10 protein-coding genes are annotated in these 12,222 nt (G+C 70.9%); 5 read left to right on the top strand and 5 right to left on the bottom strand.

Annotated elements, in window-relative coordinates; genetic code table 11:
- Positions 1-2: 2 nt before the first annotated feature.
- The gene (locus ABZ477_RS06195; protein WP_360129463.1) at positions 3-506 is read right to left on the bottom strand and encodes an ASCH domain-containing protein; all 504 of its coding nucleotides are present in this window, start codon (positions 504-506) and stop codon (positions 3-5) included.
- A 72-nt stretch (positions 507-578) separates the two neighbouring features.
- Positions 579-806 (bottom strand): RNA-binding S4 domain-containing protein, encoded by a 228-nt coding sequence (locus ABZ477_RS06190; protein ID WP_360129460.1) that lies wholly within the window; start codon positions 804-806, stop codon positions 579-581.
- Positions 807-1,061: 255 nt separating this feature from the next.
- Here ABZ477_RS06190 and ABZ477_RS06185 point away from each other — a divergent pair, with 255 nt between their 5' ends.
- From ABZ477_RS06185 to ABZ477_RS06175, 3 genes are all read left to right on the top strand, one after another.
- Entirely contained in the window at positions 1,062-2,441 is a 1,380-nt protein-coding gene (locus ABZ477_RS06185; RefSeq protein WP_360129457.1) for an FAD-binding oxidoreductase, read from the top strand.
- Positions 2,438-3,784, top strand: coding sequence for a class I SAM-dependent methyltransferase (locus ABZ477_RS06180; protein WP_360129454.1), 1,347 nt, complete (start codon positions 2,438-2,440; stop codon positions 3,782-3,784). The genes ABZ477_RS06185 and ABZ477_RS06180 overlap by 4 nt, the downstream gene beginning before the upstream one ends.
- 305 nt (positions 3,785-4,089) lie before the next feature.
- Entirely contained in the window at positions 4,090-5,784 is a 1,695-nt protein-coding gene (locus ABZ477_RS06175; protein ID WP_360129838.1) for a DEAD/DEAH box helicase, read from the top strand.
- A 383-nt stretch (positions 5,785-6,167) separates the two neighbouring features.
- Here the strand turns inward: ABZ477_RS06175 and ABZ477_RS06170 are convergent, their stop codons facing one another.
- The 3 genes from ABZ477_RS06170 to ABZ477_RS06160 are packed head-to-tail and all read right to left on the bottom strand — an operon-like array spanning position 6,168 to position 7,750.
- Positions 6,168-6,740, bottom strand: a complete 573-nt coding sequence (locus ABZ477_RS06170; RefSeq protein ID WP_360129451.1) for a YdeI/OmpD-associated family protein — start codon at positions 6,738-6,740, stop codon at positions 6,168-6,170.
- Positions 6,741-6,749: 9 nt separating this feature from the next.
- Complete coding sequence (locus ABZ477_RS06165) at positions 6,750-7,142, bottom strand: (deoxy)nucleoside triphosphate pyrophosphohydrolase (protein ID WP_360129448.1); 393 nt, start codon at positions 7,140-7,142, stop codon at positions 6,750-6,752.
- Between the two features lie 47 nt (positions 7,143-7,189).
- Positions 7,190-7,750 (bottom strand): hypothetical protein, encoded by a 561-nt coding sequence (locus ABZ477_RS06160; RefSeq protein WP_360129445.1) that lies wholly within the window; start codon positions 7,748-7,750, stop codon positions 7,190-7,192.
- A 188-nt stretch (positions 7,751-7,938) separates the two neighbouring features.
- Here ABZ477_RS06160 and ABZ477_RS06155 point away from each other — a divergent pair, with 188 nt between their 5' ends.
- Together ABZ477_RS06155 and ABZ477_RS06150 are read left to right on the top strand one after the other, a co-directional pair.
- The gene (locus ABZ477_RS06155; RefSeq protein ID WP_360129442.1) at positions 7,939-9,129 is read left to right on the top strand and encodes an exonuclease SbcCD subunit D; all 1,191 of its coding nucleotides are present in this window, start codon (positions 7,939-7,941) and stop codon (positions 9,127-9,129) included.
- Positions 9,126-12,140: an SMC family ATPase gene (locus tag ABZ477_RS06150; RefSeq protein WP_360129439.1), complete on the top strand. Its 3,015-nt coding sequence runs from the start codon at positions 9,126-9,128 to the stop codon at positions 12,138-12,140. The genes ABZ477_RS06155 and ABZ477_RS06150 overlap by 4 nt, the downstream gene beginning before the upstream one ends.
- Positions 12,141-12,222: the final 82 nt, after the last annotated feature.

The raw sequence follows: 12,222 nt of genomic DNA, 5'->3' as shown, positions 1-12,222 counted from the left end.
GTTCAGTCGGCGTGCTGCGGAGGCCAGACCACGGTGAAGCGCTCGAAGACGATCTCATCGTCCTCGGACCACTGACGCCCTCGAGCCGCCGACACCCGGCTCCAATATCGACGGTGGTTCGCCTGCCAGCTGATGAGGCTCAGGTCATCCTCGCCCTCGTCGGCCGCGAATGCGTCGTCGGCGCTCGCGAAGGGGCCGAGCCGCAGCTCGGTGCTCCGGATGATGATCTGTGGCACGCCCCGGCCGTCGCACGCGATCCAGTGGGACCCGACGCGGGGCAGCTCATCGCCGCGCGCCGTGAAGTCGGCGACGAGTTCCGACGTCGCGCGCTTCCTCCCGCTCAGAACCTCGGCGAGGAGCTCGTCAGCGAGCCGCTGCGAGTCGCCGAAGTGCTCGATCGTGTGCTCGCGGCATGCCGCGACGGCCTCAGGGTGGGCGGCGGCATACTCGCGCCACATCCGCTCACCTGCTTCGACGTCGACCGGGGGAACTGGTTCGGAAGCCATGCTTCATTGTTCCAAACCGGTGAATGTCGCAGGGTTCGGGGAGGGTTCAGCGATCCTGGCGCCGCCTCACGCTTACGGGCAGACGCGGACGCTGCGCCCCTCGAAAGTGACGACGTCGCCGAGCTGCAGCTGCCGGCCGCGGCGGCGATCGACCTCGCCGTTGACCATCACGAAGCCGTCGATGATGGCCTCCTTCACGTCCCCACCGGAGTCGAGGAGCCCGGCGAACTTCATGAACTGACCGAGGCGGATGCCGTCCCCGCCGATCGGGACGTCCTGGATCGGAGCGGGGCGCGTCATGCCTTCACGGTAGCCGAGAAGCCTCTCCGAGACGGGGGTCGCGCCGCAGGCGGGCTCGCTCGCCGGCGGGCTCGTCGAGTACTCACCTTCTCCTGAGGTGACGGCACGCCGGCACTCTGCCAGACGACCTGACCCGCGAAACACCCTCATCGAACCGGAACACCGCACCCGAGTCCGGCGCCGGCTCTGAGTGCCCGAAGACTGGCGGCGAGGGGGATCCTTCACCCGAACCCCGCCGCGGACTAGCGTGGGGCCGTGTCCGCTGCTGCGACTGACGCCCGCACTGCTCACGCCGTCGGCGTGCGGCGGCTGCTCGAGAGCTATCGGGCGCTGCCGCAGGGTGCTCAGGTCCGGCTGGCCAAGCGCACTTCGAATCTGTTCCGCACGCGTGCGAGCACAGATGCCGGTGGCCTCGACACGTCGGGACTGACCGGCGTCATCAACGTCGATCCTGCTGGGCGAACGGCGGACGTGGCGGGCATGTGCGCTTACGAGGATCTCGTGGCCGCGACGCTGCCTCACGGGCTGGCACCCCTTGTGGTGCCGCAGCTGAAGACGATCACGCTCGGCGGCGCGGTGACGGGGCTCGGCATCGAGTCGACGTCGTTCCGCAGCGGGCTGCCGCACGAATCGGTACTTGAGATGGACATCCTCACGGGAGCAGGCGAGGTGGTCACGGCATCGCCCGGCGAGCATGCCGACCTGTTTCGAGCCTTCCCCAATTCCTACGGCACGCTGGGCTACGCGGTGCGCCTGCGGATCGAGCTCGAGACCGTCAGGCCGTTCGTGGCGCTCACGCACGTGCGGTTCCATGCGATCGCCGATCTGATCGCGGCGATGGACCGCGTCGCCAGGACCCGTCGTCTGGACGACCTGCCGGTGGACTACCTCGACGGCGTCGTGTTCAGCGCCGACGAGAGCTACCTGTGCGTCGGCACGCAGACCTCCGCGCCGGGCCCCGTCAGCGACTACACCGGCGGACGGATCTACTACCGGTCCATCCAGCACGACGACGCCACGAAAGCGGACCGGCTCACCATCCACGACTACCTGTGGCGGTGGGACACCGACTGGTTCTGGTGCTCGGCGGCGTTCGGGGCGCAGCATCCTCTCGTCCGTCGCTTGTGGCCGCGGCGGTACCTGCGCAGCGCAACGTACGGCAGGCTCATGCGGTTGGAACGCCGATTCGACATCGGCGATCGCCTCGAGAAGCTGCGGGGCCGGCCGGCGCGTGAGCGCGTGATCCAGGACGTCGAAGTGCCGATCGCGCGGTGCGCCGAGTTCGTCGAATGGTTCCTCGGGAACGTGCCGATCGCGCCGATATGGCTCTGTCCGCTGCGATTGCGCGACGGTGACGCGTGGCCGCTGTACCCGCTGCGTCCGCGCGAGATGTATGTCAACGTCGGCTTCTGGTCGACGGTGCCGATCGGGGCGACCGAAGGTGAGACGAACCGGCTCATCGAGCGCCGGGTGAGCGAATCGGACGGGCACAAGTCGCTCTACTCCGATGCGTACTACACGCGAGACGATTTCGACAAGCTCTACGGCGGGGCCGACTACCGGTCGGTGAAGACGCGGTACGACCCCGACGCTCGACTGCTGGAGCTCTACCAGAAGGCTGTGCAACGACGATGACCACATTCAAGGACCGGACGGATGCCGCGGCTGGTGGCGACGCGGCAGACAAGGCCGAAGCGGAGGCCGGAAGGCTGACCCTCGCGGACGTGCTCGAGATCTTCGCGGGGGGTCGGCTGCCCCTGCGATTCACCGCGTACGACGGCAGTTCTGCCGGACCCGAGGAGGCGCCGTTCGGACTCGATCTGAAGACGCCCCGCGGCACGACCTACCTCGTCACCGGGTTCGGTGATCTCGGGCTCGCGCGGGCCTACATCGCCGGCGATCTCGACATCCACGGGGTGCACCCGGGCGACCCGTACGAGCTGCTCAAAGCCCTCGCCGAGAGTCTCGAGTTCACGCGGCCGCCGGCGCGGCTCATGGGCCGGATCGTTCGCTCGATCGGGTTCGAGCATCTTCGGCCTATTGCACCACCTCCGCAGGAGGTGCCCCCGCGCTGGCGGCGCGTCGCCGGCGGCCTGCGGCACAGCAAGACCCGCGATGCCGAGGCCATCCACCATCACTACGACGTCTCGAACAGCTTCTACGAGTGGGTGCTGGGTCCGTCGATGACCTACACGTGCGCCTGCTATCCGCGCGTCGACGCCGCGCTCGAGGAGGCGCAGGAGAACAAGTACCGGCTCGTCTTCGAGAAGCTGCGGCTGAAGCCGGGCGACCGGCTGCTCGACGTCGGATGCGGGTGGGGCGGCATGGTGCGCTACGCCGCGCGCCGAGGCGTCCAGGCCGTCGGCGTGACGCTGTCGCGCGAGCAGACATCGTGGGCGCAGCGCGCCATCGCCGAGGAAGGGCTCGACGAGCATGCCGAGGTGCGCTTCGGCGACTACCGCGACATCGCCGAGACGGGGTTCGACGCGGTCTCGTCGATCGGGCTGCTCGAGCACATCGGGGTGCGCAACTACGCGTCGTACTTCAGCTTCCTGCGCTCGCGCATGCGCCCGGGCGGCCTGCTGCTCAACCACTGCATCACCCGTTGCGACAACCAGGCCGAGCCCGCCGCGAAGGGTTTCATCGACCGCTACGTGTTTCCGGACGGCGAGTTGACCGGTTCCGGTCGCATCATCACCGAGGCACAGGATGCCGGCCTCGAGGTGCTGCACGAGGAGAACCTGCGTCCCCATTACGCCCTGACGCTCCGCGACTGGTGCGCCAACCTGGTCGAGCACTGGGACGAAGCAGTCGCCGAGATCGGACTTCCGGCCGCAAAGGTGTGGGGCCTGTACATGGCCGGATCACGGCTCGCCTTCGAATCGGGCGGGATCGAGCTGCACCACGTGCTTGCCGTCAACTCGCAGGGCAACAGCGACGACGGCGACCTTCCGCTGCGACCGTGGTGGACGCCGTGACGGCGGGGCGCGGAATCCCTGCGGTCCTCATCCCAGCTCCGCCGCGCCGCGTGCGGCGCTGCCGGCGTGCGGGAGTGCGCCAGGTGAGATCGAACGGAGTCGACCGACGCCGGGCCATCTCCCAGGTGCGCGCGGTACGCTCATCGGGATAGGCGAACTTCTCATTCGTCTCGCCCCGGCTGTGTGGTAACGGTCGGGGCTTTTTCTGTAGGGGCGGGTCGCCGTGCAAGGAGCGCGCACTACTCTGAAGCGTGACCACGTCCGATGCTCCGATCGAGGAAGCGGCTCCGCAGGAGCCCGCCACGATGACGTTCGCCGACCTGGGATTGGGCGGTTCGGTGCTCGCGGCACTGCGCGACGTCGGGTACGAGACGCCGTCGGCGATCCAGGCCGCGACGATCCCGACCCTTCTGGCCGGTCGCGACGTCGTGGGTCTCGCGCAGACCGGCACGGGCAAGACCGCGGCGTTCGCCCTGCCGATCCTCGACCGACTCGATCTGTCGCAGAAGACGCCGCAGGCGCTCGTGCTCGCCCCGACGCGGGAGCTCGCGCTGCAGGTGTGCGAGGCGTTCGAGAAGTACGCCTCGCACCTGCGCGGCGTGCACGTGCTCCCCGTCTACGGCGGCCAGGGCTACGGTGTGCAGCTGTCGGCCCTCCGCCGCGGCGTCCACGTCATCGTCGGCACGCCCGGACGCATCATGGATCACCTCGACAAGGGAACGCTCGACCTGACGGAGCTGAAGTATCTCGTGCTCGACGAGGCCGACGAGATGCTCAAGATGGGCTTCGCGGAAGACGTCGAGACGATCCTCGCCGACACTCCCGACGCGAAGCAGGTCGCGCTGTTCTCGGCGACGATGCCCGCGGCGATCCGGCGCATTTCGCAGCAATACCTCCGCGACCCCGAAGAGATCACGGTCAAGACCAGGACGACGACGTCGTCGACGATCACGCAGCGCTACCTCGTCGTGTCGTACCAGCAGAAGATGGACGCCCTCACGCGCATCCTCGAGACCGAGAACTTCGACGGCATCATCGTCTTCGGCCGCACGAAGAGCGTGACGGAGGAGATCGCCGAGAAGCTGCGCGCGCGGGGGTTCTCGGCGGCTGCGATCAACGGCGACGTCGCACAGCCGGTGCGCGAGAAGACCATCAACCAGCTCAAGTCCGGCAAGCTCGACATCCTCGTCGCCACCGACGTCGCCGCCCGCGGCCTCGACGTCGAGCGCATCTCGCACGTCGTGAACTTCGAAATCCCCACCGACACCGAGTCCTACGTCCACCGCATCGGCCGCACCGGCCGCGCCGGACGGTCGGGTGACGCGATCAGCTTCGTGACGCCGCGTGAGCGCGGGCTCGTGCGGGCGATCGAGCGCGCCACGCGTCAGGAACTCACCGAGATCCCGCTGCCGAGCGTGGACGAGGTCAATGTCACGCGCCTCGCGCGCTTCGACGACCGCATCACCGCGGCCCTCGGCGAGACGGAGCGCATCGACCGCTTCCGCGACATCGTCGCCCACTACGTGCGGCACAACGACGTCCCGGAAGTGGATGTCGCGGCCGCCCTCGCCGTGGTCGCTCAGGGCGAGTCGCCGCTCCTGCTGGAGCCCGACCCGGAACCGTCGCACCGCGACCGCGGCGAGCGGCCGGGGCGCTTCGACCGCGATCGCGACGGCGGCGAGCGGAGGCCTCGCGCGCGCCGCGAGGGGATGGTGACCTATCGGATCGCCGTCGGCAAGCGCCATCGCGTCGAGCCCCGCCAGATCGTCGGGGCGCTCGCGAACGAGGGCGGCCTCAAGCGGGACGACTTCGGGGCGATCCAGATCCGGCCGGATTTCTCTCTCGTCGAGCTCCCCGCCGACCTTTCGCGGGCAACGCTCGACCGACTCGAGGGGACCCGCATCTCGGGGCGGCTCATCGAACTGCGGCTCGACACGGGCGGCCCCCGGCGCGGGGCGCGCCGCGACGACGACCGCCCGCGCCGCAAGCCGCGCCACTGACGACATCCACCGTGGGGTTTCGTGCGCCCTCGGTTGCCGGAACGAGCGTCGGCGCCACGGCGTGCATGACTCTGCGCAGCGATGCCCGCGGCGACCACGCGAAGTGCATCACGTCACCGACCACGCCAACGGCGGGCCGACGCACACCGACAATGGTGTGCTGCTCTGCTGGACCCATCACCGGTTCATCGACACCGGCACCTGGCGGATCCGGATCAACCACGGCATCCCGAAATCCAAGCCCCGCGATGGTACGACCCCACCCTCCGGTGGAGACCCGTCACCACCTCCCCCACCCGCCTGCGCGACCGCGCCGTCAGACGCACATGAACTCCACGACCTGACCGGGGGCATCACGCCCACACGTCCTCGAGCCGTAGCCGTCAGTGCAGGGTTTCTCCCCGTTTCAGCATCTCGACGTACTGGGCAACGCGGGCAGCACGTGATTCCGGCCGCTTGAGATTGGCCACGCGGAAGGCCATCGCGAACCGATTCTGCGCCGATTGGGCCGCAAAGGCGCTGGCGATCTCCGGATCCGCGTCGAGTGCTTCCTGCAGCTCCACCGGGAGGTCGCCGTCGCGCTGCCGGTAAGCCCGGTCCCATCGCCCGTCCGCCTTGGCGCGGTCGATCTCGAGCTGACCCTCGGGCCGCATGCGACCTTCCTCGATCAGCCGCGTCACGTGACCGATGTTGACCTTCGACCACAGGCTTCGGGCTCTCCGTGGCGTGAAGGTCTGAAGGAAGTAGTCGGAGTCGACGGATTTCGACTGTCCATCGATCCACCCGAAGCACAGCGCGACATCGAGCGCCTCGGCGTAGGTGATCCCTGGTCGGGTCGTCGCCTTCTTCCGCAGTCGCAGGCGGACGCCGCCCGGGTCGGGGTCGGACTCCAGCCAGGCCTCCCACTCCGCGACCGTGTCCACGTGCAGCTCGGGCTTGTCGGCGCGGTCGACCATGACGGGAGACTACGTCCTGTCGGCCTGCAGGCTCAGCAGCTCCACCGCCGGCCGATCGGCATCGGCCCAGTCGAGATCGGCGAGCTCGCCCCGAGCCACCCACCGCAGCTCGTCGTGGTCGGTGCTGGCCGTCGGGCGCTCGCCGAGAAGCTCGGCGCGCAGGCAGATGAGCCGGATCGGCCCGGTCACGTCGGCCGTCAGCACCCCGGTCACGCGGATGCCGACGCCGAGCTCCTCGCGGATCTCACGCGCGAGCGCATCCTCGCCCGACTCACCCGGCTCGACCTTGCCGCCCGGAAATTCCCACCGGCCCGCCGCGGCCTTGCCCGGCGCGCGTCGGCAGGCAAGCAGCATCCCGTCGTGCTCGATGACGGCGGCGACGATGTCGATCGGCTCGGGCATGGAACCATCGTGGCACCGCGGGAGCAGCATCCGTCCCGCAGCGGAGGTCAGGCGGCCCCGGGCTCGTCGCGCAGGCCGACGCGGTCGGGGATGTCGAAGTGCACGCGCGGGAGCCACTCGGCCGGCTCGGGCCAGGGCCGCGAGGCGGGAAGGGCCCGCAGCCGCGCGCGCAAGGCCGAGCCGGACGCCTCGACCGGCAGGACGCGGGACGGGGCCCGATGCGCGAGCGCTCCGAGCCACCAGTGCCGCCAGGTGCCGTCGATCGCGTCGGGTCCGAGCACGATGTAGTAGTCCGGCATGACGGCGACGCCCGAGTCGAACTGGGCCAGGACCGTGTCGACCTCGAGCTCGAGGGTCCCCAGCGTCGACTGCTCGCCGTAAAGCTCGACCCACGCCGCGGCGACGTGCTCGAGGGGATCCGCGTCGTGCACGACGTACGGAGTCGTCGCCGTCGCGAGCGCCCGCGAGGCCTCGGCGGGCTCGGCGCCGTGCAGGGACAGCGCGAGCAGTGCAGGCAGGCCGTGGAGGCCGGAGAGGAGGACGTCGCTCTCTGATCCGACGAGAGCGACGACCGTCGATCGCGGAGAGTGGTCGGTCGAGGGCGCCATATTCCACGGTACGTCCTTCCGTGTTTCGGTGGGGTGACGCACCGCAGACTTTCCGGAAACGCACGGCGGCGCGCAAGCGGATCGGATGCTGTGCGTCACAGCATCCGATCGGTCCGAACGGATCGCACTCGGCGAACCGCCCGCCCGCCTCGGCCGGGATGTCGGAAGGCCCGCATACCGTGAGTGGCATGCGGATCCTGCACACCTCGGACTGGCACATCGGGCGGACCTTCCACGGTCACGCGACGCTCGATGCGCTCCGCGGCGTGCTCGATGCGATGACCGCGCAGGTCCGCGAGCGCGACGTCGACGTCGTCATCGTCGCAGGCGACGTGTTCGACTCCGCTGTGCCCGCGGCGGCCTGCTACACGCTGCTGTCCGACGCGCTCCGCGGGCTCGCCGACGCGGGGGCTCACGTCGTCGTGACGAGCGGCAATCACGACTCGGCCGCGCGGCTCGGCTTCCAGTCCGCGCTTCTGCGCGACGGCATCCACGTCGTGACGGATCCGCTCTCCGTCGGCACGCCCATCACGATCGACGACGAGCACGGGCCGGTCCACTTCTACGGCATCCCGTACCTCGAACCGGCGCTCGTGCGACACCTGTGGGACGGAGTCGAGCTGCGGACGCAGGCACAGGCTCTCGCGCATGCGATGGCGCTCATCGAGGCCGATCTGGACGAGCGGGGCGGCCGCTCGGTCGCGATCGCACACTGCTTCGCGGGCGACGTCGTGCCGACGCCCGGCGTCGAGCGCGACATCCAGCAGGGCGGTCTCGACATCGTGCCGCTGTCGACCCTCGATCGTCCGGACTACATGGCGCTGGGGCACATCCACGGGCATCAGCGGCTCTCCGAGACGGTGCGCTATGCCGGCGCGCCCCTGCACTACAGCTTCGGCGAGGCCGGCAAGCCGCGCGGGTCGTGGATCGTCGAACTGGATGCCGAGGGTTTCGCGAGCACGGAATGGCTCGACCTCCCCGTCCCGCGCCGGCTCGTGAACCTCGAGGGCACGCTCGACGAGCTGCTCACCGATCCCCGTTTCGCTGCCGACGAGGACGCCTGGGTGAGCGCGCGGTACACGGATGCCGCGCCGCAGCGCGACCCCATGCGACGCCTGCAGCAGCGCTTCCCGTTCTGCGCGACGGTCGCGCATGCCCCGGGCGTCGTGAGCGTTCCCGACGGGCTCACCTACGCCGCGCGCGTGCGCACGGCGAAGGACGACCACGACCTCGTGGACGCGTTCCTCGCGCACGTGCGCAACGGCGTCGGGGCGTCGCCGCGCGAGGGCGAGATCATCCGCGAAGTGATCGCCGACCACGCCGCGGCCGTGCCCGCCGGCGTCGAGGGAGCGGTCGAGAAGGCGGAGGCGCCGGCGTGAAGCTGCACCGCCTCGAACTGCAGGCCTTCGGGCCGTTCCGCGAGCGTCAGACCGTCGACTTCGAGGCGTTCGACGCCGACGGGCTCTTCCTCATCTCCGGGCGGACGGGTGCGGGCAAGTCGAGCATCCTCGACGGCGTCTGCTACGCCCTCTACGGGACGGTTCCCCGGTACGACGGCGGCGACCGCGGGCTGCGCAGCGACCACGCAGACCCCGACGAGTCGACCGAGGTGCGCCTCGAGTTCTCCACGGCGGGCGGTCGCTGGCGGCTCACGCGAACCCCCGAGTACGAGCGGCCGAAGGCCCGCGGCGAGGGGACGACGGTCCAGAAGTCGTCCGTGCTCGTCGAGCAGCTCGTCGCCGACGCGTGGATCGGCCGCGCGGCGAAGCACCGCGAGGCCGCCGAACTGCTCGACGGCATCCTGGGGCTCACGCGAGACCAGTTCCAGCAGGTGATCCTGCTCGCGCAGAACCGGTTCGCGGAGTTCCTCCTGGCGAAGAACGACGACCGGCAGGCGCTGCTGCGCACGCTCTTCGGCACGCGCCGCTACGAGGAGTACGAGCAGGCCTTCGAGCAGCGCAGGCGCGTCGCGCACCAGGAGCTCGAGGCCGACGGGGCCATGCTCGAGGCGCTGCTCGCACACGCCGAGCGGATCGTCGCCGACAACGATCTCGCGGGGCAATCCGACGACGAGGCGTCCCCTGCGGCGACCGCCGACCGCCTCGACGCCGTCGACCGAGCCGTTCCGCGCGCCCGGTATCGCGCCGACGAGTCGGCCCGGCTGCTCGGCGTGGCCCACGCGGCCCATGACGCCGCGCTCGCCGACTACGGCGCACTGAGTGCCCTCCGACGCCGGCAGGAGGAGCGGGTCGCGTCACGAGCCGCGCTCGCGATCCTGGAGCGCCGTGAGCCTGCCATCGCCGATGACCGGCGCGCACTCGATCGCGCACGGTCGGCGGAGCTCCTCCGCGGGCCGATCGAGTCCGCTGCGCGCGCCCGCGCGGCCGCGGACAGAGCGCTCGCGACCGAGCAGTCGGCTCGCGCGGCGTGGGTGGAGGCGGGGGAGCAGGATGCCGAGTCCGGCGAACTCCGCGACCTCATCGATGCGCTCTCCGGCGACCTCGCGGTCTGGGCGAAGGCCGCCGACCTCGAGCGTTCGCTCCCCGGCCTCGACGACGCGCGCGCTCGCGCGGAGCGAGCCGTGCAGGCGATCGAAGAAGCCGTTCGCCACCTCGCAGCCGAGGCCGAGGACCGCGCGGCACGACGGGCCGCACTCGAACCCGAGCTCGCGGCCGCCGAATCGTCGGCGGCGCCTGTCGATCCCGCTCGCGACGCCCTCGCGGACGTGAAGCGACGGCTCGAGGCCGCTCGCGAAGCCGAGCGGCTCGCGCGGCGGGTTCAGGACGCGGATGTCTCGCACCTCGTCGCGGCGGAAGCCCTGGAGGCTGCCTCGCGCACCGTCCGCACGCTTCTCCAGCGTCGTCTCGACGGGTACGCGGGCGAGCTCGCGGGCGCACTCGCCGACGGCGAGCCGTGCCCCGTGTGCGGGTCGGCGGAGCACCCGCATCCCGCATCCGCGTCGGATGAACCCGTCACCGACGATGTGATCGCGGCCGCGGAGACCGCGCAAGAGGCCGCCGCGGACGCGGCCCGCGTGGCATCCGAGCGCGCCCGCGACGCCCGCGCGGCGCACCAGGAGTCCTCCGCGCGGGCCGGCGGCGAGGCCGTCGACAAGCTCTCGGGGGATCATGCCTCTGCCGAGGCGGCCCTCAAGACGGCCATCGACGCGGCTGCTGCGATCGGCCGGCTCAAGAAGGAGCTGCAGGAGCTGCGCGAGGCCGACGCCGCAACGGCGAAGGAGGGAGACCGGCTCACGGCGCGGCTCGTCGCTGCCGGCGAGAGCCGCGCGGCGGCGACGCAGGAGGTCGCCGGAGCACGCGCCGCCGTCGAGGCCGCGCGCGGGCCGTTCGCCGCGGTCGCCGAGCGGATCGCCGACGCCCGGCGCCGCCGCACGCTCGCGCGCGAGCTCGCCGATGCGGTCGACGAAACGGTGCGCCTCGAAGCCGTCGCGACAGAGGCGGGCGCGGACCGAGACCGGCGGATCGACGAGTCGTCGTTCTCGACGGTCGCGGAAGCATCCGCCGCGCTGCTGGACGCCGGCGCGCAGTCGGTGCTCGCGGCTGCCGTGCAGCAGTTCGACGCAGACTTCGCCGGAGAGCGCAAGCGGCTCTTCGACCTCGAGAGCGAGCTCGCCGGTGCGCCCGAGGAGCTCGTGGACCTCGCCGCGGCCGAGGCCGAGGCCTCGGCCGCCCGCGATCGCTGGAAGGACGCGATCTCGACGGCGGCTCGCGACGCCGAGATCGCGACCCAGCTCGCCGAAGCAGCATCCCGAACCGGCCAGGCGCACGGCGCCGCGGCGGAGCGCACGGCCGAGTACGAGATCGTCGCGGGGCTGGCGAACGCCGTCGCGGGACGGACGGACAGCCGCATGGACCTCGAGACGTTCGTCCTGGCCGCCGAGCTCGAAGAGATCGTGGATGCCGCGAACCTCCGCCTCGGCTCGATGTCGGCCGGTCGCTACCGATTGCAGCACACCGACGCCGTCGGCGCGCGGAGGGTCGCGTCGGGGCTGGGGCTCGAGGTCCTCGACGCCTACACGGGCCGCACCCGCTCCGCGCAGTCGCTCTCTGGCGGCGAGACGTTCCTGGCGTCGCTCGCCCTCGCGCTGGGGCTGGCCGAGGTCGTGACGGCGCGCGCCGGCGGCATCCGCCTCGACACTCTGTTCATCGACGAGGGCTTCGGGTCGCTCGACGCCGACACCCTCGACCTCGCGATGCGCACGCTCGACGAGCTCCGCCAGGGTGGTCGCACCGTCGGCCTCATCAGCCACGTCGAGGCGATGAAGGAGCAGCTGCCCGCGCAGCTCGTGGTCTCCGCGACGCCGCGAGGTCCGAGCGTCATCAGCCAGACGGCCGGGTTCGCCGTTGTGGCACCGTTCCCACCGGTATAGGGTTTGCGCCATGACCGGCGCCTGGGGGCATCGGTCGCCCGAAAGCACGGGGGAGTACGCGTTCCCGTACGGTCCGCGCGGC

This window comes from Microbacterium sp. NPDC019599 (assembly GCF_040632175.1).
Taxonomy (GTDB): domain Bacteria; phylum Actinomycetota; class Actinomycetes; order Actinomycetales; family Microbacteriaceae; genus Microbacterium.
The sequence above is the reverse complement of the archived record's forward strand: the minus strand, read 5'-3'. Positions and strand labels throughout refer to the sequence as shown.